17 protein-coding genes are annotated in these 23,713 nt (G+C 64.9%); 5 read left to right on the forward strand and 12 right to left on the reverse strand.

Annotated features, from left to right (window positions below; all coding sequences use genetic code 11):
- Positions 1–14: 14 nt before the first annotated feature.
- From rfbD to G8E10_RS26240, 4 genes are all read right to left on the reverse strand, one after another.
- Positions 15–899 carry a dTDP-4-dehydrorhamnose reductase gene (gene rfbD, locus G8E10_RS19270; RefSeq protein ID WP_167130433.1) on the reverse strand — a complete coding sequence of 295 codons (885 nt, stop codon included), beginning with the start codon at positions 897–899 and terminating at the stop codon, positions 15–17.
- Between the two features lie 5 nt (positions 900–904).
- The gene (rfbB, locus tag G8E10_RS19275) at positions 905–1,969 is read right to left on the reverse strand and encodes a dTDP-glucose 4,6-dehydratase (RefSeq protein ID WP_167130360.1); all 1,065 of its coding nucleotides are present in this window, start codon (positions 1,967–1,969) and stop codon (positions 905–907) included.
- Positions 1,970–1,987: 18 nt separating this feature from the next.
- Entirely contained in the window at positions 1,988–2,566 is a 579-nt protein-coding gene (gene rfbC / locus G8E10_RS19280; RefSeq protein ID WP_167130361.1) for a dTDP-4-dehydrorhamnose 3,5-epimerase, read from the reverse strand.
- 118 nt (positions 2,567–2,684) lie between these two features.
- Positions 2,685–5,225: a glycosyltransferase gene (locus G8E10_RS26240; protein ID WP_167130362.1), complete on the reverse strand. Its 2,541-nt coding sequence runs from the start codon at positions 5,223–5,225 to the stop codon at positions 2,685–2,687.
- A 242-nt stretch (positions 5,226–5,467) separates the two neighbouring features.
- Between G8E10_RS26240 and G8E10_RS19290 the strand changes: the two genes are divergently transcribed.
- The 3 genes from G8E10_RS19290 to G8E10_RS19300 all read left to right on the forward strand — a co-directional run bounded on the left by G8E10_RS19290 (position 5,468) and on the right by G8E10_RS19300 (position 10,219).
- Positions 5,468–7,291 (forward strand): ABC transporter ATP-binding protein/permease, encoded by a 1,824-nt coding sequence (locus G8E10_RS19290; protein WP_167130363.1) that lies wholly within the window; start codon positions 5,468–5,470, stop codon positions 7,289–7,291.
- A 118-nt stretch (positions 7,292–7,409) separates the two neighbouring features.
- Positions 7,410–8,324: a glycosyltransferase gene (locus G8E10_RS19295; protein WP_167130364.1), complete on the forward strand. Its 915-nt coding sequence runs from the start codon at positions 7,410–7,412 to the stop codon at positions 8,322–8,324.
- A 101-nt stretch (positions 8,325–8,425) separates the two neighbouring features.
- Positions 8,426–10,219 (forward strand): alpha/beta hydrolase, encoded by a 1,794-nt coding sequence (locus G8E10_RS19300; protein ID WP_167130365.1) that lies wholly within the window; start codon positions 8,426–8,428, stop codon positions 10,217–10,219.
- A gap of 41 nt (positions 10,220–10,260) precedes the next feature.
- On the opposite strand, the gene G8E10_RS19305 is transcribed toward G8E10_RS19300, so the two are convergent.
- The 5 genes from G8E10_RS19305 to G8E10_RS19325 are packed head-to-tail and all read right to left on the reverse strand — an operon-like array spanning position 10,261 to position 16,103.
- A complete protein-coding gene (locus G8E10_RS19305; protein WP_167130366.1) occupies positions 10,261–12,741 on the reverse strand; it encodes a glycoside hydrolase family 2 protein in 2,481 nt (826 codons plus the stop codon).
- A gap of 41 nt (positions 12,742–12,782) precedes the next feature.
- Positions 12,783–13,751: a DUF1839 family protein gene (locus tag G8E10_RS19310; protein ID WP_167130367.1), complete on the reverse strand. Its 969-nt coding sequence runs from the start codon at positions 13,749–13,751 to the stop codon at positions 12,783–12,785.
- A gap of 7 nt (positions 13,752–13,758) precedes the next feature.
- Positions 13,759–14,667, reverse strand: coding sequence for an amino acid--[acyl-carrier-protein] ligase (locus G8E10_RS19315; protein WP_110800886.1), 909 nt, complete (start codon positions 14,665–14,667; stop codon positions 13,759–13,761).
- A gap of 6 nt (positions 14,668–14,673) precedes the next feature.
- Positions 14,674–15,855 carry an acyl-CoA dehydrogenase family protein gene (locus tag G8E10_RS19320; RefSeq protein WP_167130368.1) on the reverse strand — a complete coding sequence of 394 codons (1,182 nt, stop codon included), beginning with the start codon at positions 15,853–15,855 and terminating at the stop codon, positions 14,674–14,676.
- Positions 15,855–16,103 (reverse strand): acyl carrier protein, encoded by a 249-nt coding sequence (locus tag G8E10_RS19325; RefSeq protein ID WP_092930570.1) that lies wholly within the window; start codon positions 16,101–16,103, stop codon positions 15,855–15,857. Before G8E10_RS19325 ends, G8E10_RS19320 begins: the two co-directional genes overlap by 1 nt.
- 320 nt (positions 16,104–16,423) lie before the next feature.
- Here G8E10_RS19325 and G8E10_RS19330 point away from each other — a divergent pair, with 320 nt between their 5' ends.
- Entirely contained in the window at positions 16,424–18,508 is a 2,085-nt protein-coding gene (locus tag G8E10_RS19330) for a GumC family protein (RefSeq protein WP_165916999.1), read from the forward strand.
- On the forward strand, positions 18,508–19,809 hold the full coding sequence (locus G8E10_RS19335; protein WP_167130369.1) for a UDP-phosphate alpha N-acetylglucosaminyltransferase: 1,302 nt from the start codon (positions 18,508–18,510) through the stop codon (positions 19,807–19,809). Before G8E10_RS19330 ends, G8E10_RS19335 begins: the two co-directional genes overlap by 1 nt.
- Here G8E10_RS19335 and G8E10_RS19340 read toward each other — a convergent pair.
- Genes G8E10_RS19340 through G8E10_RS19350 form a run of 3 tightly spaced genes read right to left on the reverse strand, consistent with a single transcriptional unit; the run spans position 19,796 to position 23,665 of the window.
- Positions 19,796–20,863 carry a glycoside hydrolase family 5 protein gene (locus G8E10_RS19340; RefSeq protein ID WP_167130370.1) on the reverse strand — a complete coding sequence of 356 codons (1,068 nt, stop codon included), beginning with the start codon at positions 20,861–20,863 and terminating at the stop codon, positions 19,796–19,798. The two genes, G8E10_RS19335 and G8E10_RS19340, sit on opposite strands and share 14 nt — an antisense overlap.
- 11 nt (positions 20,864–20,874) lie before the next feature.
- Positions 20,875–22,062, reverse strand: a complete 1,188-nt coding sequence (locus tag G8E10_RS19345; RefSeq protein WP_167130371.1) for a glycosyltransferase family 4 protein — start codon at positions 22,060–22,062, stop codon at positions 20,875–20,877.
- 25 nt (positions 22,063–22,087) lie between these two features.
- Positions 22,088–23,665 carry a flippase gene (locus G8E10_RS19350; RefSeq protein WP_167130372.1) on the reverse strand — a complete coding sequence of 526 codons (1,578 nt, stop codon included), beginning with the start codon at positions 23,663–23,665 and terminating at the stop codon, positions 22,088–22,090.
- Between the last annotated feature and the right edge of the window lie 48 nt (positions 23,666–23,713).

Below are 23,713 nucleotides of genomic sequence, written 5' to 3' on the forward strand. Positions count from 1 at the left end.
TACTCCTAAATGAATTATGCCTGGAGGATGCGGGTAACGACCGTTTCGGTCGCTGCGCGCCAGTCCTGCAGGGTGACGCCGTGCGTGGCGGAAAGCTTGCTGCCGTCGAGTTGGGAATTGGCCGGGCGCTTTGCCGGCGTCGGATAGGCACTCGACGGGATCGGGTTGACTTTCGCCGACGGGCCGCCTTGCTCTGCCGACAGGCGGAAGATCTCGGTTGCAAACTCTGCCCAGCTGGCGCGGCCGGCATTGGTCAGGTGGAAGATGCCGCGCAGCGCCGTGTCGTCGCTCTTCAGCAGGTTGCCGGCAACGGCAAGGACGGCATCGGCGATGTCGAGTGCCGATGTCGGGCAGCCCACCTGGTCGGCGACCACGTTCATCTCGTCGCGGTCGGCTGCCACGCGCAGCATCGTTTTGACGAAGTTCTTGCCATAGGGGCTGTGGACCCAGGCGGTGCGCAGAATGGCATGGTTCGGCGTGGCCGCTGCCACGGCCTCTTCACCGGCAAGCTTCGAGCGGCCATAGGCGCCGATCGGCGCGACCGGATCGCTCTCGACATAGGCGCCCGACTTGGTGCCGTCGAAGACGTAATCGGTGGAGATGTGGACGATCGGAATGCCGAGACCGGCCGCCGCTCTGGCCAGCGCGCCCGCCGCCTCGCCATTGACCGTAGTGGCGAGGTCTTCCTCGCTTTCCGCCTGATCCACGGCGGTGTAGGCGGCAGCGGAGATGATGATATCAGGCCGGACCGTTGCGATGGCCGGTCCGAGTGTTTCCGGTGCGCTGAAATCCACGTCCGGGCGGCCGAAGGTGACGATGGCGATATCAGGATGGTTGGCGGCCCGCTCGATGATCGAGCGGACGACCTGTCCTTCCTTGCCGGTGACGAGATATTTCAGGGCCATCAGGAAGCCTTCGGCTGCGTCTGGATGAGGCCGAGGCGGCCGCCATCATAGCCGTCGCGCAGCGGCTTCCACCACCACTCGTTCTCCAGATACCAGCGCACCGTCTTCTCGATGCCGGTGTCGAAGTTCTCGAGTGCCTTCCAGCCGAGTTCCGTTTCCAGACGCGTTGCGTCGATCGCGTAGCGGGCGTCGTGGCCCGGGCGGTCGGTAACGTGCTCGATCAGCTTGGCATGCGGCGCGCCCTGCGGACGCAGCGTGTCCATGAGTTCGCAGACGCGGTGGACGACGTCGATGTTGCGCCGTTCGTTGCGGCCGCCGACATTGTAGGTCTCGCCGATCTGGCCGCGCTCGGCGATGAGATCCAGCGCGCGGGCGTGATCCTCGACATAGAGCCAGTCGCGAATGTTGGCGCCGCTGCCGTAGACCGGCAGCTTCTTGCCGTGCATCGCGTTGAGGATGATCAGCGGGATGAGCTTTTCCGGGAAGTGGTAAGGGCCATAATTGTTCGAGCAGTTCGACACGACGATCGGCAGACCGTAGGTGCGCTGCCAAGCCTTGGCCAGATGGTCCGACGAGGCCTTGGAGGCCGAGTAGGGCGAGCTCGGGTCGTAGGGCGTCGTTTCGGTGAAGAGGCCGTCGTCGCCGAGCGAGCCGTAGACCTCGTCCGTGGACACGTGCAGGAAGCGGAAGGCGTCCTTGGCATCGGCTTCCAGCGTGTTCCAGTAGGCGCGCGCGGCTTCGAGCATGGTGAACGTGCCGATGACGTTGGTCTGCACGAAGTCGGCAGCACCCGTGATCGACCGGTCGACATGGCTTTCGGCGGCCAGATGCATGACGCGGTCCGGGCGGAACGTGTCGAAGGCTTCCTGGATGGCGCTGCGATCGCAGATGTCGGCCTGCAGGAACCTGTGGTTTGCCTGGTTGCTGATGCTTTCGAGAGAGGTCAGCGTGCCGGCATAGGTCAGCTTGTCGATGGTGAGAACCTCGTAGCCCTTCTCAAGGACGAGATAACGAACCACGGCCGAACCGATGAAGCCGGCGCCTCCGGTAACAATAACGCGCATAGTCGGGATTCCTGATGGTTACGAGTTGGCGTTGGGGCCGGTATAGGTGAAGCTTTCCTTCAGGTCGGCCAGCAGCGGCTGCAAGGTGTCCTTCTTCGACAGGACGGGCGTCCTGGCGACATCCGGCCAGACGACGCCGATGGCCGGATCGTTCCAGCGAAGCCCGCGGTCGTGTTCGGCGCTGTAATAGTCCGTCACCTTGTAGCTGACCTCCGTGGCCGGCACCAGAGTGCAGAACCCATGGGCAAAGCCCGCGGGAACCCACAGCTGATGGCCGTTCTGCGCGGTCAGTTCCGCGCCGACATACTGGCCATAGGTGGGCGAGCCGACGCGGATATCGACGGCGACGTCGTAGATGGCGCCGGCGATGCAGCGCACGAGCTTGCCCTGCGCGCGTGGTTCCAGCTGGAAGTGCAATCCGCGCACCGTGCCGGCATCTGCCGAAAGCGACTGATTGTCCTGACGGAACTCGACCTTGGCAGCCTGTTCTTCGAACAGGGACTGGCGGAACGTTTCCATGAAGTAACCACGGTCGTCACCGATCTTGTTCGGCTTGATCAGGATCACGTCGGAAATCGAGAGGCGCTCAAAATTCATCCAAAAGTCCATCTATCGTTGCTGAAATATCGATTGGCTGCCAATGCTTGTACCAACTTGTCTGTGCAGCTTTCAAGACATGTGTGAGAAGCAGGCCCCGGAGAGGCAGGATTTCCGTCTAATCCTTAATGGAGCCGTCTTCGCGATCGCGCGTTAGGTTGACGTTGTAGTAGGGATCGTTGGTAATCCGCTGCTTCCAACGGGCAAGGACCGTTTCGGCTTCGCGGCGGAATCGGTCCGCTTTCTCCCCTGTCATGTCGAGGCCGCGGGTGGCGCTTTCCAAGTGGATGAGGCGCGCTGCCGGCACCATGAGATTGCGGTAGCCGGCAGCATCGAGCTTGAGGCAGAGATCGACGTCGTTGAAGGCGATCTGCAGGGCGGCTTCATCCATGCCGCCGACCTCGGCATATTTGCGGCGCTCCACGATGAGGCAGGCGGCGGTGACGGTGGAAACGCGGTGCGTGGCGACGAGGCTGTCCATGTAGCCGCGATCATCCCCAGCCTTGAACTTCTGTGGATGCGCGGTGACGAAGCCGACGCCGCAGGCCATGCCGCCGTGCTGCACGTGGCCGGAGGGGTAGAGGAGCTTTGCGCCGACCGCGCCGATGTCCGGCCGCACGGCTTCCGCAACCATGTCCTTCAGCCAGGAGGGCTCGATGGCGAGGATGTCGTTGTTGACGAGGCCGAGAACCGCACCCTTGGCCTCCATCGCCGCCTGGTTGTTCAGATGTGCGAAGTTGAAGGGGCCCGGCACCTTGACGATGCCGACCTGTCCGCCCGCCACGATCTCATCGAAATAGGCCAGCGTTTCCGGCTGCGTACTGCCGTTGTCGATGATGAGGATATCGAAGCTCGGATAGTCGGTCTCGCTAAGCAGCGAGGCAACGCCATTGCGCAGGATGCCGACGCTGTCGCGTGTCGGGATCATCAGCGTGACGTGCGGCCAGCCGCCGACCGGCGCCTCTGGAGGCTGCGGCAGGGAGGCGATGGGCTTTGGCGTGACATGACGATGGTTCAGCACGTCGGGGATATGCAGAACGTCCGTTTCCGCGGCGCCAGACAGCACGGTCGCCAAAACGTCCTGCCACCGGTCGGACGACCCGCCGAGAGCTTGGCTTAGCCGATCCTGACGGATCGTGACGAAGGTGCCGATATAGCCGGTCGAGGCCTGAAAGTCCGGATCCCAATCGGGCTTGAAGAGCGGGTCGCGGCGCTCGCCCGAGACCCAATGATCCTCGTCCGTGTAGATGATGTCCGTGCCCTTGCCGCGTCTGGCGAAGATCTCTTCCGCAAGACGGAACAGCGCCGCGGGAGAAAGCCGGTCGCCCGCGTCGATATGCACGATGTGGTTGCCCTGCCGACTGTCGAGGGCTGCGGACAGGTCAGCGGGAAAAGTGGCGCCGGGGACGATGGTCTCGATCTGTTGCCGTTCCCCTGCCGTCAATGGGCGGGGTGAAAGGATGTCGAGCGTCCAGTGCGGATAGATTTGTTCTGCGAGCGATGCCAGCGTCTCGGTAATGGGCATCGTTTCCGAAGCGTCCCATTCGACGAGGACCGCCAGAGCCGGCTTCTTCGGCCAGCGTGCGATGTTCTTGCGGGCTTGATCTGGGGCAAGCTGCGACGGCGTCTCGTAGCGGCGGATCCAGCGCTGGTAGGCGTCGAGCGCGGGGTTCGCAAGGCATTGCACCAATGCTTCTTCCATGGCCGACGGGCCTTCGTTCCGGCGCTTGGCCAGGGCTTCGCGCGTCGCGGCGCGGTCCCGTTTCCACGCATGACGCACGACGCGGCTCAGCCCGGTCTGGCGCAGGCCGATCTGTGTGACGGTGAAGGGGCCGGCGGCGTTGGACGGGTCGAGCCGGAGGCCGAGGATGGGCGCTTCCAGCCGGCAGACGGCGTGGAACCGGCCATTGCGCGGGACGAGGCGGAAGGTCGAGAAGGCCTGCCACTGCGGTGCATGCTCGACATAGAGGATCGGCTCGATGATCGGCGTCGTCATGTCGATGCCGAAATCGATCTCGACCCAGCCTGGGGCGCATGCGGTGGCGCACCGGATCTCGAATTGCGGATTGTCGGTGGTTCCCGTGAGAACGCCGTCGCGAATGACCAGATTGGCCTTGGGCACCAGTTCGGCCTTTAGGTCGGTCGAGCAGGTGAGGGACGGGAGACGCGGGCGCGTCGTCGTGTCCGCCGCCGGTGCGGTATCAGTAAGATCGACGCCGGCACGCGCCAGTTCGCCCGAGAGGTCGTCCAGCAGGGCATGGAGGCGCGGTGAAAGCGGGGAGGCGGGCGGTGGCGCTGAAGGGCGCTGGATCACGCTGTTTTCGGGCAGGAGCGCGACGCGCAAGCCGGCCATCTCGTGCTCGACATTTGGTCCGTCCGGCAGCGCGCGGATGGTCTCGAACATCGTCAGCGCCTCCGGCAGCCGGTCGAGACGTTTCAACAGGTGGGCGAGGTGCAGTCTCGGATCCCATTCCGTGCCGTCGCACCGGATCGCCGTTCGATAGGCCTTCTCGGCTTCTTCCAGAGCGCCCGCGTCCTTCAGCAGATGCGCGAGCTGGACCCAGCGCGGTGAAGACGTGATCTCGCGCCGGAGTTCGCCCGTCATGGCGGTGATGGCTGCAAGACGGCGTTGGTCGTCCAGGGAGATCTCGGCGGACACGAATGGCTTCTCCGAAAGCGTGCGATGCCGAACGCTTTAAACGATCTCTGCGCGAAGGGAAACGCCGACGTCCGCCCGCAGGCTGCACGGGCCGGCGATCCGGGTGGCTAGCGTTTGCGATGTTCTTTTCAGCCCTATGGTCAGCAAGCGGCAAGCTCGCCGCTTCATGGTCGTTTTCCCGTGGGAGAGATTGCGGGGTGCGCTATAGTTTAGCGTAACAGGATTGGAAGAAAGCCGCAGACATGCCGCATCGCAGGGACGCTCGCAACAAGCAGACAGGGCGCGCTACCAGCGTGGCAGCGGGGGATCTGGAGGAGGAGCAGACGCTTGGCCAGCAGCTGCGCATGATGCAGCAGGCCTTCGTCGCCTCGCCGTCGCGGCGCATCATCCTGTTGCTGGCTGCCGGGCTCCTTGCGGTCATCATCGCCATTGCCATCGGGCAGATCTTTCTCAATCGCTGGTACAAGCCGTTCTACGACACGCTGGAGCGGCGCGACCTGCCGGCCTTTCTCGGGCAATTCGTCGTCTTTGGGCAGATTGCCGGCGTCATCCTCGTCCTCAACGTCATCCAGACCTGGCTTGGACAGTGGATCAAGATCAAGCTACGGGAAGGGCTGACGCGGGATTTGATCACCGAGTGGATGAAGCCGACGCGGGCGTTCCGCCTTGCCAATGCCGGCTCGCTCGGCATCAATCCGGACCAGCGCATCCACGAGGATGCGCGGCATCTGACCGATCTGACGGCCGGTCTCGGCATAGGGCTCGTGCAGTCCGGCATCCTGCTCGTCAGCTTCATCGGCGTGCTCTGGTCGCTGTCGGCCGGTTTCGTCTTCCGGTTCCAGGGCTATGCCGTGGCCATTCCCGGCTACATGGTCTGGGCCGCCATCCTCTATGCCGGCATCGCCTCGTGGCTCAGCTGGCTGGTCGGACGGCCGCTCGTGAAGCTGAACGGCGAGCACTACCAGCGCGAGGCAGCGCTCCGGTTCTCGCTCATGCGCGTCAACGAACATATCGAGGCGGTGTCGCTCTCGGGCAGCGAGGCGAACGAGAAGCGCCGGATCGAGCGCGATCTTGCCTCGGTGCTGGAGATCAGCCGCGGCCTGATGTTTGCGATGACCCGGCTGACCTGGGTGACGGCCGGTTACGGCTGGGTCACGGTCATCGCGCCGATCGTCATCGCGGCGCCGGTGTTCTTCGCCGGGAACCTTTCCTTCGGCGGGCTGATGATGGCCGTTGGCGCCTTCAACCAGGTGCATGCGTCGCTGCGCTGGTTCGTCGACAATATCGAAGCGGTGGCCGACTGGCGCGCGACGCTGCTGCGGGTTTCCGCTTTCCGCTCGGCCATGCTGATGACGGACGAGCGCTACGAGAACGACAAGCGGATCGTCTATGCCGAGCCGGGTTCCGGCAGCATCGTCATGGACGACCTTGCGGTGGCGTCGCCGTCCGGCAGCGTCAAGCTCGCCGATACGCATGTCGAGATCCTGCCCGGAGACCGGGTGCTGATCACGGCCCGAACCGACGTCGACAAGAGTTCGTTCTTCCGCGCGGTGACGGGCCTCTGGCCCTGGGGGCGCGGGCGGCTCGCCCTGCCGCCGTCGGACAGCATGGCGTTCATTCCGCGCACACCTTATTTTCCGCCCGGCAGCGTGGCGGAAACCTTGATCCATCCCGCCGCACCCGACCGGTTCCCGCGCGAGCAGCTCGCCTCGGTATTGACGCGCCTCGGGCTCGATCGTTTCGTGGCAGGGCTCGATCAACCGTTGCAGTCGCAGGTGAAGCCCACGGAGGCGGAACTGCGCCTGCTCGCCATCGCCCGGCTCGGCCTGCACAAGCCGCGCTGGATCGTGGTCGAGGAGGTGCTCGATACGCTCGATCCGGAAACCTACCAGCGTGTCGTCACCTTCTTCACCGTGGAGACGGCGAAGGCTGCCATTATCAATATCGGGCGGATGCAGCCGAACGACACGTTCTTCAAGCGCGTGCTGCACCTGGAAAACGACCCTGGCGGCAAGACGCTGAAGCGCCTGCAACCGCGAAGCCTGAGGACGCGTCGCGACGGTTAGGCGGCTTTTTCGCGCCGCCATTAATCGGCTATTGGCGAATTTGGCCTATCCCGGATGAAGCCGCCCTCCGGGGCGGACGCTACGGCATCCGCGCCTTTGGCGGATCGGGAGGTTCGACGTGGAAGGACCGCTGCAACATCGCTTTTCCCTCGTCGTGGCGACCCTCGGGCGGGTCGAAGAGATCGAGCGCCTTCTGATGTCGCTCGTCGCGCAGCAGCGTCGGGATCTCGAGGTTCTGTTCGTCGATCAGAACGGTGACGACCGGCTCGTGCCGGTTCTCGCGCGATTTTCCCAGGAGATCGACATCGTCCATATCCGATCAGTGGAAAAGGGCGTCTGTCGCGCGCGAAACCGCGGTGCGGCGCAGTCGCGCGGCATCTGGCTGATGTTTCCGGACGACGACTGCTGGTACCCTGGCGATTTCTTCCGGACGCTGGAGGCGCTGATGGCGTTAGAGCCGGCCGACATCTATAGCGGCCGGCCGACGGCGCCCGATGGACGGACGATCATGGGGAGCTTTGCCACGGAGACGACGGTGCTGACACGGGACACGGTCTGGAATACGCTGATGGAGTGGATCGTGGTCGTGCGGAAACCGGTGTTCGAGGCCGCAGGCGGGTTCGATGCGGCTCTGGGGCCGGGGTCGGGCACGATCTGGGGCGCACACGAGGTCCAGGATATGGTGCTCAAATGCCTCGAGACCGGCGCCAGCGGACAGTATTATCCGACACTCACGGCCCATCATCCCGAAGACCATGGCGATCGGCGGACGCGCGAGAATGCGCAGAAGATGTATCGCTACGGGGCGGGGCTCGGCTATGTACTGCGGCGGCACGGTTTTTCGATGGGGCGGTTTCTGCCGGAAATCCTTCGTCCGCTGGCCGGTATCCTCGTTTACGGTCTCAAGGGTGATAGGGCGATGGCCCGCCGCTCGCGACATTTGCTTCTCGGTCGCCTGCAAGGGTGGCGTACCGCGCCTGCCCGAAATACGGCGCCGCAGACCGTTCTCAAACCCGTCTCGCCCAAGGTCTGAAGGGTCGGATCTTCATGAGAATGATCGAATATTAACCGCTGCCGCCTTAGATTGACGAGCCGCGCACGCTTGTGCGTCCAACCAACGGAACCGAATGCGCGATGACTGCCGTCAGCATGGATGCCATCCAGATGCCCCGTCCTGCCGGTCGGCCGGTCACGTTCGAGAACACCGTTGGCCTCTTCACGCCGGCACAAGGAGTGATAACGCGCGCCGCCGTTCTGTTTATCAGCCCCTGGGGGCTGGAAGAGCTTTGCGTGCATAAGGCGTGGCGCGAGCTTGCCGATAGTCTTGCCGATGCCGGCATGGCCAGCCTGCGCTACGATCATCCCGGCACAGGTGATGCTCTAGACCTGTCCGAACCCTCAGGTCTCGAACCCTTCACGACGACAGCGCTGGCCGCTGCGCGATGCCTTCGCGATCTCACCGGGCTTGAACGTCTGGTGGTGGTGACGCAGGGGTTCGGATCGCTGTCGGTTCCGGACCTTCTGAAGGCCAATGCCCCCTCGCTTCGGTTTGCGGGCGTCGCGCTTCTCGCCCCTGTCACGAGCGGACGGCGGTATCTGCGCGAGCTTTCGCTCTGGGCAAAGGTCGTGGACGAAGGATTGGGCCTGCCGCCCGGTAGCGGCGGTCCAGGCACGTCCATCGCCGGTCTGGTGATGGAGGACAGCGTTGCCGCCGCCGTGCGCAGCGCGGATCCCAAGGCATTCAAGCCGGCGGGATCGACGCGTTTTTTCATCGCGGAACGGCCGCAATCGGATGCTGACGGTGCGCTGGCTGTTCAGTTGCAGACGGAGGGTGCCGATGTCACCCGGGTCGTCTTCGACGGCTATTCCGATCTCGTGTCGAACCCGACCATCGCCGAGACGCCTGTTGCCGTCTTCAAGGCCTTGACCAGCTGGATCCTCGGCCTCGATGCTTCTGAGCTCGAAAAGGGTGCCGGGCCGGGAGCGCCGTCTTCCGGCGTTCTCGACGGCGGCAGCTTCATCGAATGTCCCATGCGGTTCGGCGCCGGTGACCGATTGTTCGGTGTCCTCTGCACGCCGGCCGATGCCATTCCCGTGGGGACTGCCCTTTTGCTCGGTACCGGCTACGACCGGCAGTCCGGTTGGGCGCGCTCGACGGTCGAGACGGCGCGGATGCTGGCCGCATCCGGCATCGCCTCGTTCCGGTTCGACGCCGCCGGCATCGCCGACAGTCCGCCGGTGCCGGAGGGCGACCGACAGGTGCTCTATTCGCCCGGACAGATTTCCGATGTGCGCGCCGCGCTCGATCGCATCGAGGCCATCGGCCTGCCCAACCCCGTCTTCGTCGGCCGCTGCAGCGGTGCTTACCTTGCGTTCAAAGCGGCACTGGCCGATCCGCGGTGCCGCGGGGTCATTGCGATCAATATTCTGACCTTCGCCTGGGATCCGCGCGACGATGTGGATCAGATGATCCGCTACAATCCGCGCTCTCTCGACGACTACAAGCGACGCGCCCTGCGCATGGAGACGGCCTACCGGTTGATCTCCGGCAAGATCGACGTGCCGCGCGCCGCCGGCAATATCCTGAAGATCGTCGCCCGCCGCGTCTCGCGGACGGCAGCGCCGGTGCTGGGTTCGCTGTCGGTCGAAGCAAGGTTGCGCAATGGGGTGCACCGCGCGTTCCGCCAGTTGCGCGAACGTCATGTGCCCGTTTCGCTCGTCTACAGCGAAGGTGATATCGGCCTTGCGCGGCTGACCCAGCATTTCGGCCGGGACGGCCAGCTTCTGGCACGGTATCCGAACGTTTCGCGCATCCTGCTCGCCAATGCCGACCACAACGTCACACCGCCCAAGGCGCGGCGCGAACTGCGGGAGCATATCCGCGACACGATCCTCGCGATCGTGTCGGGCACGTGCAAGGCATCGTGACCGGATCGTCACTGGATAATTCCGGGCGCTCTATACGTGGATCAGAAGGGAACGGGGAGGGCGCTGCCGATGGCGGCGACGTCGCCTGAGGGACGCGCCGGCTTCTCCCTCGTCTCCGGCTGTGTCGATTGCGGCACCAGCTGGATGCGGCGGGCGGGGCCGGGCGCGAGGTGGAACCAGTTGTCGGACGGCAGGAAGCCGGGGCAGGCGATGTGCACCGACAGGGCGAGGCGATCGGTCGCGATGTCGAGCGTGAAGCCCGCATCGTTCTCGATCAGGGCGGCCGTCAGCGTCGCATCGTGGATCGCCGGGCGGCGGCCGAGCGGGAAGTGGAAGGCTTCGGCGATCGGTTCGTTCGATTCCGCCGAGATGAGGCGGGCGACCGTTACGTTGTGCTGTGGGCCGGCGAAGCGGTAGGCATAGGTCGTATCGAAGAAGGCGCCGAAGAGATCGGTTGCGGGCAGACGGAGCCTCGATCGAGCAGGCAGGACGACGTCTCGGCGGCCGGAGATGACGGGCTGGCGGCCCGCGCGCAGGCAGGTGAGTTCGAGCCGCACCGCTTCGTCGCGCGCCGTGTCGTTGACGAGATGGATGTCGAGGCCGTTCGTTCCCTCGTCGAGGAGAAGCACCTGGACCGGGCGGAAGGCGCGGCGGACGGCGTGCCAGACGGGCTTCGGCAGGCCCGTGGCATCGACGAGACCCCAGCCGGCGCCGGCCAAGAGGTCCTGAAACGTCCAGACGAGCGCGCCGCCGCAGGCGGAGCCCGCGCGGCGCCATTCCGAGAACGTCGCCTCGATCACCTCGCCGGTCACTGCGCGGGAGAGGTCGAGATAGCGCGCGGGATCTTCCCGCCGCAGGCGGGCCGGATCGAGATCGTAGAGGCGGCCGAGATAGTGGTCGCGCGTATCCTCGAAATCCCACGAGGCATCGCGGTCGCGGGGAACGCGGGCCTTCCAGCGGGGATCGTGGACGGGGGCGACAGGCAGGTGCGCATCGAGCGTCACTTGCTCCGGCACGTTGGCAAAGGCGAGGCATTCGGCAGCAAAGCTGGCATCGGCGCGGCGCGCATCCTCGAGCGGTCGTTCATAGGCGCCGACGCCGTAGTAATGGCCGATGCCGGCATTCGGCGAGAAGGGCTGCGTGCCGCCGAAGGGGGAATTGGGGACGTAGGCGATGTCCGGCCGCTCGTTGGCCACGATGCCCGGCAGGACCGTTTCGGTGAGAGGGCCGGCCCAGACCCGCTCGGCGAGACCCATCATCGCGGCCTGCTGGTACATCTCGCTGCCGCCGCAGAAGACGGCGAGCGACGGCGAGGCGCGTGTCGACCGCAGCAGCGTCTCGACTTCTTCGCGCAGCAGGGCGGCAAAGGCCTCGTCGTCGGCCGGATAGTCGAAATTGGCCAGCATGGCGTCCTGCCAGACCATCAGCCCGAGTTCGTCGCAGAGCGCGAAGAAGGCCTGCGTTTCGTAGGTCATGGTGCCGCCGATGCGGATCATGTTCATGTTGGCGTCTGCCGCAAGCCGCAGCCAGGGCGCATAGGCTTCCCGTGTTCCCGGTAAGCCTACGATATCCGCATTGGTCCAGACGGCGCCGCGGCAGAAGATGTCGATGCCGTTGACCTTCAGGGCGAAACGCGTGCCCTCGGCGCCGCGGTCGATCTCGACCCGGCGGAAGCCGGTGCGGCCGAGGACGAGACGGTCCTCACCCATGAGAATCTCGACTTCGTGAAGCACCGGTTCGCCATGGCTGCGTGGCCACCAGGGTGCGATGCCGGGCAGGGAAAGCGTGGCTTCCGCGCGGCCGTTTTCAACGATAACGGTAGTCTCGTGGCTGGCACAGCGCAGCCTGATTGGCCCTGTTGCTGTCGTCTCGAAGCGGACGTTCAGGTGCCCGGTGCCGTCGGCATCGAGCGAGGCGGCGATATCGACGGCGCTGACGGAAGCCTGTTCGGCGCGGCGGAGTGTGACGGGGCGATAGGGGCCGGCGGCATGGATCTCCGGGCACCAACCGGGCATGTAGCCGAGCGCCGTGGTGCGCACGCCGCGCAGGCCTGCGGGAACGATCATCTTGGTGCGCCAGCGCGCCCGCTTCAGCTTGCGGGACAGATGCGGCAGGAGCGCCCGGCAGCAGATGGCGAGGCGGTCGTTGCCGCTGAGGTGCACGGGGACGTTGTGGCTCATAAACATGCTGTGCGAGGACAGGATCTTCTCGCCATTGAGAAAGACGTCGGCAATGGTCGCCAGGCCTTCGAAACGGAGAACGGCCTCACCCGGCGGTTCATCCGCGATGACGGCGAGGAACCAGGCATCCTGCCCGTTCAGCGGGTGGGGGGCCGTGCGGTCGAATTGGCCCGCCGCTTCCAGGGCTCCGGCGACGGTGCCGGGAACGATCGCGGGGATGCCGTCATCGTCAGCCAAGGTCGATGGGTCGGCGTGGAGCCCCGGGGGCGTCAGGACGAGGCGCCAGCCTTGCGTCAGGGGGCGTGCATCCACGAGACGAAGGGGGGCGGGCAGCGTTGTCATGATGTCCTGAGGTTTCCTGTCTGTCGGCCGCGAATGTGGGATCAGCCGAGCTTTGCCGCCAGCCCCTGCATCAGAGCGTCCCAGGCCTCTGCGGCCGGCGTCAGCGTGCCGGCCAGCGCATCGAACTTCTTGCGGTTGACCGCGCGGGCGACCTGGAACTGCACGGTCTTGCCGACCTCGGAGATCTTCAGGGCCGCGAGGCGTTCCGCCTCATAGCGACCGTCCGGCGAAAGCCATCCGAGATGGGTGGCGAGCAGCTCGTAATTCGCGCCGAACTGGCGCAGCGTGTTGAAGGCGTATTTGTGGAAGAAGTCGAAGTCGCGGCTGGCCAGCGCCTCCACCTGCGCCGGGAACACGGCGGCGAAGGCCCGAAACGGATTGTCTTGCGGGCGGCGGGCGAAGTGAAACGCGAGCAGCGCCTGCGCCTTCTCTAGGATCCGCGCCTCGTCCGGCAGCACGGTCGGCAGCTTGGCGAATTCGGTATAGGGCAGGAGCGGCAGGGCCTCCGGGTGCCCAAGCGTCTGGAACAGGCCGTCGAAATCGTCGCCTTCCAGATGGAAGAAGCCGCCATTGTGGAAATAGTCGAGGCTACGGGAGGCCACGTCCAGCCGGTTGATGCCGATCGTCGTCTTGCCGTGCTCGCGGCCATAGGCGACGCCCGCGGTGTCGGGCATGAAGAAGCTGTCCATCTCGACGAGGCAGAGACGGCCGCGGGCGATCTGGGTCTGCAGATGCCGCTCGACCTTGTCGAAGATGGCGAGTTCCGTGCAGGTTATGCCGTAGAGAGCTTCGAGGTCTTCCAGTGGCACCTTGAAGAAGGTGAACTGGTCGCCCTCGAAGTCTTGGCCCAGCGTGAAGCCGAGCATGGCTTCCGGCGGCAGGCCCAGCGTGTTCAAGACCTCGATCCAGAGATCGATGTAGCAGTTGGTCTCCGGCCACATGCGCTCTTTGTCGTGGAGCGCATGTGGGCGATAGGTCTCGGGCGCGATGCCGGGGAAGACGGCTTGCATGGTTCGATCAGCCCCAGAGCGTCTTGCGGACGTGTGCCGGCCACTCGTTGACGTCGAGGCCGTGGTGCTTGAAGAGCGCCAGCGCGATGCGCTCCAGGCCGAAGCCGACGCAGGCGGTGTGCGCCGTTTCGCCGTCGTCCGTCGTCAGGCCCCAGGTCTTGCCGAAATGGTCCTGATGGTAGTTGAAGCTCATGCAGGCGGTGGGGCCGGCATTGGCGTTGACGGGGATCAGCAGCTCGAACTTGAGGTTCTGGTTGCGCTGGTTGTTCTTGTACATCTTACCGGCGCGGCCGAAGAAGGGGTCGTTGGCGACGTCGATCTCGACGGGCAGGCCGACCGATTCCATCAGCTTGGTGCCGCGCTCCATCCAATCCTGACGGAAGGCGACGACGTCCGTTGGCTTGCCCATGCGGACATATTCGCGCATGCGGAACAGCTGCATGCGGGTCGGCTCTTTCGACGGCTCATGACGGAAGCAGTAGGACTGCAGGTCGAAGAGACCGCCACCGACGGGCAGGGCGCCACGCTTGGCGATCGTCGGGTAGAGCGGGTAGCAGGCCGCGGGCGTCAGCACGATGTCGGTCGCCTGCTGCTGGCCGGTCCAGTCCTTGCCTTCCTCCATGCAGGTCAAGAGGCTGACATGGTCGAGCTCGCAGCCGCAGAAGGAGTGGATGGTGCCGGCGAGCTGCGGGAAGCTCTTCATATAGCCCGAGCCTTCGAAATGGGCGCGGTTCATGCCGGGCGGGAAGCGGATGGTCTCCGGCTTGTCCACACCGCCGAGACCGTCGATGACGGCTTCGAAGCGGGTGATGACGTCTTCGAACGCACCGCTGCGGCCATAGAGGCCATCGACGCCGGTGTCGATGAGGAGGCCGGCCGCAAACAGCCGGTCGAGCAAGGGAAGCTGCATATCCATGGTCGGTTACCCCAGAAGGTTGGTTTCAATCTTGTTCACGAGAAGCATGTTCGACGTATTGGCGAGAATGCGGTCGTTGGAGATCATCAGCTGCGCCGACTGGGCGTCGCGCAGGTGGCGTCCGAGCGAGAACGGGGTGCCGTTCTTGTAGCCCATGATGCCGGTGATCTGCATGGCGTGGTCGATGATCTCGGGCACGGTCCGGGAGACCGCGATCTTCACGTTGTTCATCGCGACGGAGAAGCCCATGGAGGAGAGCAGTTCCGGCTCGGCAAGGGCTGACTCATAGCGGGCAAGGCCGGCCGTGACGTTGGCGCGGACCTGTTGCAGGAGGCTGGAGGCTTCCGCGAGGTGCAGTGCGCCGGGCGGTGTCTGGCCGGGGCTCTTGCGGGCTGCGGCGCGCACGAACGCCTGGGCGCGGGTCATCGCATTGACCGCGATACCGTACCAGACGCCGCCCCAGAGCAGGTGCGAGCTTGCCAGCATCGACTGTGCCGCGATTTCCGCGAAGGGCTTGGGCAGGATCTGCTCCTTCGGGGCTTCGCCCTTGAAGAGATAGCCTTCCGAACAGGTGCCGCGCATGCCGAGCGTGTCCCATTCGTTGGTGCGCTCCAGCGTGTACTGGTCCTTCGTGAACACGGTCATGACCTGGTCGGTCGTCACGGCATCCGGATGGGCGCGGGAGGTGATGAGGATCGCATCGGCGTGGCGGCCATAGGAAATGACGGTCGCATCCTTCTGGAGCCGGCAGGTGTCGCCATTGATCTCGATGGCGCAGATCGAGTTGCGCATATTGCCGCCGATGCCGCCTTCCGTCGTCGCCGAGGCGATGAGGAGCTGCTCGTCGACGATGCGGCGCATGAAGCTCTGGTGCCAGGGGCTGTCGATGCCGTGGGACACGAGGCTCGACAGCTTGATGTGGTGCATGGCAAAGACCATGGCGGAGGCGGAGCAGGCCTGGCCGAGAACGGTGCAGACTTCCGCGATCTGCGCGGTCGTCGCGCCCTCTCCGCCCAGGGTGACGGGGATCTGGATCGACAGCAGTCGTTCCGAGATCAGGGCATCCGCCGCTTCACGCGGGAAGCGGGCATTGCGGTCCACGTCGTCGGCGTGCTGGCCGGCGATGCCGGCCACGCGGCGGGCGCGCTCCAGCAGCGTCGACCCTTGAGCGTTGAGGGCGACGTCCATCAGGCGGCTTCTTTCCCGGCCACCAGCTGGTTGACCGTCTGCTCGATGATAGCGATCGTGGAGAAGGACTTGCGGTTGAGCAGGTTGTCGGGAAACTCGACGTCAAAAGTGTCTTCGAGCGCCAGCATCAGCTGCACCGAGCCATGCGACGACATGCCGGCCGCATAGAGGTCCGCATCGTCGTCCAGACCGGCTGCCGAAGGCAGGGAGGCATATTGGGCAAGCATCTCACGGATCTGGGTCTTCACGGCGTCACTCCTTTGCAGCGCGGGGCCTGTGGCTCTGATGACGCAGGGATAGCGGTTGCAGGCTAAAAACGGGCTAAGGAATATAGCTAAAGTTTCCTCAAGCCACGCCTGATATGGCCCGACGCCCGGGACGTCCGTCCTTAAGTCCCTGCAAATGCTGTGCTTCGCATCAATGTAAGTCACGACGTTCAGGGGTTGTTAACCATAAGCTGTCAATTCTTCGGATCGAGAACCTCGTGCGGGCTGCAGGTCATTGTCCGAACCCGCCGAGCCGAGATGTGAGCGCGGACAAAACAACCTGGCGTGGATATGGAAGCCCTATGGACATCGACGTCTTTCAACTTCCGTCGATCGTGATGCGCCGCATCGGCATCGTCATCGTGACGGCGCTGATCTTCGGTGGCCTGGGGTTTGCCTTCGTTCTCAGCCAGCCGGCCGTGTTCCGTGCCTCCACCCAGATCCTGCTCGACCCCGAGCGGCTTGCCGCCGTCGGCCAGTCCGCCGGCGATACCGCCGCACCGGCGCAGGCGCAGCAGGCGATCGACAGCCAGATCTATGTCATGCAATCCTTCAGCGTTCTCTCCGAGGCTGCGCGCAAGCTCGCATTGCAGGAGGATCCTTTCTTTCAGGCAAAGGTGGGTCTGATCGGCCGGCTTCTCGGCCGGTCGCCGTCGCTCCCCGTTTCGGAAGAGGCGGCAGCGGCGGGCGCCGCAGCGACGCTCGCGCAGAACCTCATTATCGCGCGCGCCGACCAGTCGCTGGTCTTCACCATCACGGCTCAGCATCCGAACGCGGCGCGCGCGGCCGAGATCGCCAATACCGTCTCTGCGATCTACCTGGAAAAGGCGAACAAGATCGGGTCCGACAAGAGCCTCAAGGCCAGCATGAGCCTTCAGGTCGAGGCCGAAGAGCTGCGCAAGCGGTTGCTCGAAGCCGAAGACAAGGTCGTCAAGTTCCGCACGCAGAACGGTCTGATCAGCACCGGCGAGAAGGGCCTCGTGACCGACCAGCAACTCGAGGCTGTGACGCAGCAGCTCGGCAGTGCCCGCGCCGCCCTCGAGCAGCAGCAGATCAATTACAATCAGGTTCGCACGTTGACGACGGGCGATCTCGCCTCGGGCGCGATCCCCGAAGCGCTGCAGCAGACGTCGGTGACGACGTTGCGCACGCGCTATGCGCAGACGCTCGACCGGCTGGCGGAGCTGCAGACCAGTCTCGGCAGCCGCCATCCGCAGCTCCAGACCGCGCAGGCGCAGGCCGAAAGCATGCGGCGGGCGCTGGAGTCGGAATTGAAGCGGGTTCAGGACTCGGTGCGCAATACCTATGAGCGCAGCAAGGCCAATGTCGCGGCGCTCGAAACGCGCTTCGCCGCGCTTCGCAACGCCAATGGCGACAGCGGCGATGCGCGCACGACCCTTGCGCAACTGCAGAGCGAGGCCGATGCGATCCGCGGCGTCTACACCTCATTCGTCACGCGCTCGGAGGAGTTGAGCCGCCAGTACGATATCGGTTCGGGCAATTCCCGCATCATCTCGGAGGCCCTGCCGCCGATAAAGACGACGCGCGCCTCCGCCCTGCTGGTCGCCATCGCCGGCGTCCTGTTCGGGGCGGCGGCCGGATCGGCCATCGCCGTCGGGCTGGACCTGCTCGACGGGCGGGTGACCTCCGACCGGCAGATCGTCGATACGCTCGGCGTTCCCGTCATCGCGCGGATCGCGGCTCGGCAGACGCGGGGAACATCGGATGTGCCGGACGATGGCTGGCCTTCCGGGCGTTCGCGGCGCAACGTCGGTCTCGTCGCGCGGATGAAGCGCCGCCTGCCGTTTTCCGGCAAGGCGGCTGCACGGTCGCATGCCGCAGAACGCCAACGCGAGGCGGGCGTCACGCGCTCGGCCTATGTGCTGACCGATGCCGTTGCGGCCCTGCCGGCCCGGATCGTGTTTCTTTCGCCCGGCATGGAAAAGCCGGATGAAACGCTGGTGGGCGACATCGCGCTCGCGCTGGCCGATACAGGTGCGGCCGTCGATATCGCAGCGGCATCCGTGCCTGCCTCGTCTCTGCTGGCCGGCACGCTGAAGCGCATGCAGATGGGCGGTGTCCCTGCTTTTGAAAGCGTCAGTTACCGCCGTCTCGATCGCCATGCCATGCCGCGGCAGCGCAGCCGCGCTTCCGGCTCGCTCCTGTCGGCGGCAGTCAAGCCGGCACCCGCCGACTTTTCCGTGGTCGATGCGACCGGCGAAGAGAATGCCGCGCGGTTGATGGCCTTCGTGAAGGATAGCGACGCGATCGCCATCGTCATCCGGCCCGGCCGGGTGGGTCGCGCCGACCTCAAGGATCTCGCACAGACGCTCGGCCCCTGGAGAACCAAACTCGTCGGCGTCGTGATCGTTGAGGCGGTCGCCTGATGAGCGTTATTCAGGACGTGTCCGCGCGATATGCCCTGCCGGTCGGCGGTCTCGCGGCCAAGAATGACGACGCCTGGCGGGGGCTCTACACGCGGCTTGCGGCCTTCAGCGTCATCGGCGGCCTCGTCTTCAACGCGCTTCTCTGCCTCGTCAACACACGGGTGATGCGGGTCTCCGACGGGCATGTGATGATGTCGGAAATGGTGCTGGTCGGCTGCGTCTTCATCGTGGCGCTCGGGTGGCGCACGGCACCCTACATGCTGCTGGCCGTCTATATCTCCTACATGATCTTCCTCTTCACCATGCGCGGCGCACCGGACCTCAAGGCCGTGCGCGACATCCTCATCCCCATCGGATTCTATTTCGCCGGCCGGACGCTGCAGGACTTGAAGCTGGCGGATCGGCTGGTCTTCATCTCCTCGGCTATCGTGGTGGCTGTCGGCCTGTTCGAGTACATGGCGCTCGACGTCTACATCTCCTTCTTCAACGTCATCGGTTATTATCTCGCCCGCGGCAGCGTCACCGTCGATCAGCTCTACGGGCAGACGACCGGCCTCTTCATCAGCGGCATGCGGCCGAGCGCACGCACCATTCTGCCGTTTCTCGGCATGCACCGCGTGTCTTCGGTCTTTCTGGAGCCGGTTTCCGTCGGCAATTTCGGGGCGATCGTCTATGGCTGGTGCCTCTTCCGGCCGACCATGCGCCTGCGCTTCGTGACGCTCTTTCTCGCCCTTACGGTCATCGCGCTCGGCGATGCGCGGTTCGGGCTCTATACCTGCATCCTGATGACGCTGCTTCTGCCGGTCTACCGCTTCATGCCGCGCTTGGCCTGGTACGTGCTGCCGTTCATCATGCTGTCGGTGCTCGCCTATTACGGCATCCAGTCGGGAACGCAGGGCGGGCCGAACGATATCGGCGGGCGGTTTCAGGTGACGGCGCATCTCCTCACCTCGCTCGACCTACGCGTGGTGTTCGGCGCCCAGACGACGACGCAGTTCACGGCGGATTCGGGGCTTGCCTATACGCTGACGAAGTTCGGCCTGTTCGGCTTCATGGGGCTATGGGGCCTGCTCGTCTTCGCGCCGCTCAACAGCGTGAAGGCCCGCACTTTCCACGGCATGGTCATCGTCTATCTGCTGCTGCTGATGATCATCAGCGACAGCGGCTACTCCATCAAGACCGCGGGACTGCTGTGGTTCCTGTTCGGCACCATTTCGGTGCTCGACGATGCGGCGCTCGGTCGCAAGCCGCGAGACCCGCGGCCCGCAGTGACGGGTGGCAGCAGCCTCAGCGCGACCTGACCGCGTCTAAGGCCGGGCAGGCGTCTTCCTCGCGGGCGAGCTTGCGCGTCGTCAGGGCTTTCAGCTGCAGCCTGTCGCCGGTGTCCGTCGGTTGAATGTTGAGGGGTTCGTCGGGCGACCACCAGTCGCCGGCGGCCCAGTAGGTCCAGCCGATCCAGACGTCGTTTGCTTCTGCCATCACATCGACCATGCGGGCGAGCCCGATCATGCAGTCCGATGTCGCCGATCCCCCGAACTCGCCGAGGAAGCCGCGTGTCTTGTTGGCCCGGAACCAGTCGGTCATGGCGCGAAGCGCGGCGGCCGCATCGTCGCCACGCGGGCAATCGTCGTTGGTGCCGGAGAAATCGCTGTCGAGATACTGGTGCACCTCGAAGGCGAGGTTGTTTGCCGTATCCTTGACGTCGATCATAGTGGAGGCATTGGAAGAGCCCTCGATATCGGCCTGCCAGCTGTGCGCGCCCGTCCAGGAGACGCCGGGCACCAGCACGAGGTTCTTCGCACCCGTCTTGCGGATCGCGGCGATCGCGGCATTGGCCGGCGGCAGCCAGGCGGTGGGGGGCATGTCGAACGGTTCGTTCATCAGCCCGAAAACCACGCCCTTCTGGTTGGCGAAGACCTTGGCCAAACGCGCCCAGACATCGGCGAGCGCTGCGTCCGGCACGTCCTTCGTGCCGATGATCTTCTCGTTATAGCGGGCGAAATTGTGGAGGTCGAGAATGACGGTCTGGCCGTGCGCGCGCATGGCCGCGACGCTTTCTTTCAGACGGGCAAGCTCCTCCCGGTCGAGTGGGCCGTTCAGCCTGCGCTGGATTCGCTCCCAGCGAAAGGGGAGGCGGACGGTGTTGAAGCCCTTGCCGGCGAAGTAGTCGATCGTTTCCTGGGAGGGGTAGGTATATTCCTTGCCGAACACGCCGGGCATGGTGCCGAACTCTGCGCCGGCGAGATTGATGCCATTGAAGCAGCCGGCGAGTGCCGGCTGGACGCCGGTGGAAAGACAGGCCGCCAGCGCGACAAGACGGGCGGCGCGTCCGGCGAGAGAACGTGTCGGTTGCATGGTGTCGGTCCTCATCGGGCAGGGGCGGTCGTGTCGAACGACATAGCGGGGGGCGACACGGAGGCAAGGCCGAGAACCGAGCGATAGACGTCGCAGTAACGGTCCGCTACGGCGCTCCAGCCATAGGCGTGGGCTGCCGACATCAGATCGGCCCGGAGCGCAGGCCCCTGGGCCTCAAGGCGCACATAGGCGGCTTCCACCCTATCGGCTGTTGCAGCGATGTCGGCAAAATCACAGAGCGACAGCGCGGGATGCCGGCCCGCGAGATCGACGAAGGCGGCGTTGGCATTGAGCACCGGAAGCAGCCCTGCGCTCATCGCCTCGACGGCCACGAGGCCGAAGCCTTCATAGTCGGACGCTGATACGAACAGGGATACCTCGGCGAGGCGATGGTGGATTTCGGGATTGGTCAGGCCCTTGTGGACGGTCACGGCCGCCTCGACTCCCTGCTTGCGGGCCTCGGCCTGCAGCATATCCACCGTGAGGTCGGAGGGAACGCCGATGATGTCGAGGCTCCAGTCGGGATGGCGGGCCTTCAGGGCGGCCGTCAGCGCGATCAGCAGGGGCAGCCGCTTGTTGGAGGAGAAGCGGCCGATGGTAACGAGCCGGCGTGCCGGCACTTTACTGGCGGCGTCTTCGAATTTGCCGATATCGACGCCGTTCTCGATCAGGCGAACGCGGTCGCGGGCGATCGGCTGGAAGGTGCGCACATCCGCCTCGCTGCAGCCGATGATGTTGGCGTAACCCTGGGCGGATACGCGCGTGACGCTGTTGAACCACGTCGCCTTCAGGGCCGAAAAGGCCTTGGTGTGGAAGAAGCCGCCATGGGTCGTCGCGACCATCGGGCGACGGTGAAGGAGGCGTCCCCAGGACAGGGCATCGAAGAAGAAGTCGATGGCGTGGACATGGACGAGATCGGCGTCGCGCAGATGCCGGAAGACGGCAGGTGCCACGGGATAGCGCGTGGAGCCGCGCCAGGGAATGCGGACGATCTCGATGCCGTCGATGACCTCCTCGACGGGCAGGCGTCCCCGTTCCGGCTCGGAGAAGAGGCTGTCGCAGGTAACGACGCGCACGCGAAAGCCACGTTCGGGGAGCGAATGGCAGAGATTGGCGACCACGTCTTCCAGGCCGCCGCGATTGGGCAGGAACTGCCGCACGACCTGAACGATCAGCGGCTTTTGCGCTTGCGACGTCATGTCCTTCCGCTCCTGCTTGCCCACCTCAGGCTCCTTGATTCTCGATCGTCTTTGGTGCGGCGACCGCCGGCGGAAACGTGCGTCCGACGGTCGATGGGTTCGTCGTGACGGAGCCCTCGCCACCGCGCGATCCCCGGCGGTTCCATGCGCCTCTTGCGACCGACAGGGTTTCATCGAAGATCGCCCGTTCCTGAAAACGCAGGAGTGCGATGGAGATAAGCATGCTGAAGCAGGCGGCCGCGAGAAGAGCGACGGTCGAGGCCGCAAGGAAAAACTGGAGCACACCTGCCGCCACGACCAGAACGGCGGAGGGGAAAAGTGCGCGAAAAATGCGCCGGGGCATCTGGGAGAAGAGAATGAGCAGGCTGCAATCGAGATAGCCGCGGCAGAGGAAGGCGATGGCGGCACCGAGGATGCCGAACTGGTGCGTCAGGACCAGCAGCAGGAGGACATAGGGCACCATCTGCGCCACATGGATCTTCGCCGTCATGTCGGGGCGGCCTTGCCCCTGCAAAAGAGTGTAGGGGGCGAAGGTCAGGGCATTCGGCCAGCTGCCCATGAGCAGGACGATGGCGACGGTGCCGGCGATCGCCGTGAAGGGCGGTCCCATCCACAGGTCGAGGAACGGCCGCATGAGAAGGATGCCGGCCGCGCAAAGCCCGGCATAAAGAATGCCGCTCACCATCATCGCGCGTTCGGAAATGGCGATGGCTTCCGCGCGTGGCAGGCTCGACAGCCGGGGAAACAGCGTGCGGGCGAGCGAGCTGGTGAAGACCTGGCTGCGCATCACGAGGTTCATCGGCACGGAATAGTAGGTGACGGCGCTGACGCCGAGCGTCTTGCCGATGACGATCTGATCGAGCGTGTTGAGAACCGGCAGGACGATGGAGGAGAGCGTGATCCAGCCGCCGTAGTTCATCAGCGAGCGGACCTTGGCGAACCGGAACCGGTCGAAACGGAAGCCCTGCTCGGTATAGAGCGCGATCAGCGTCGCCACGACGACGGAGGCCGCGCGGGAGAGGGCGGCGGCGGGAATGATGACCGAGAGATCGGGCGAGATGAATATGGCGCAGAGGACGGGCACGATCTGCCCGACGATCATGCCGCCGATCTGCAGCGCATTGGCGAGCAGGAAGCGCTCGCGCGATTCGAGGATGCCGATGGAGAAACCGGAAATGAGTGCGAGCGGCAAAAGACAGGCGATGAACGGCAGGGCGGCCGCGATTTCGGCTTCGAGTTCCGGCGGTACGGTGAAGACGGTGAGTAGGAGGAAATTGCCCGCGAAATAGAGCAGTATGGCGCCGAGGCTCGCCAGTGCCATATTGAGAAGGAAAGAGGTCGCGACGATCTCGGAGCGTTCCTGCTTTGCGGAAAACGGCAGGCGCGACAGGGCATTCGTCGAGGCCCGCGACAGGCCGAGATCGAGGAAGCCGAGATAGCCGAGCAGGACCCAGACGATCGACATGACGCCGTAGCGGGCGTCGCCGATATGGCGCACGAGAATGGGCACCGTCACGAGCGCGATCACGATCGGCGCGATCGCTCCCGCAACGTTAATGGCGAAATTCACCGATAATTGCCGTTTGGGCTTTTCCGTGGACATAGGGTCTTCCCGGGTCATTGCCGTCACCGAACAGGACACAGCCTCGCT

The organism is Ferranicluibacter rubi (assembly GCF_011603255.1).
Classification (GTDB): Bacteria; Pseudomonadota; Alphaproteobacteria; order Rhizobiales; family Rhizobiaceae; genus Ferranicluibacter; species Ferranicluibacter rubi.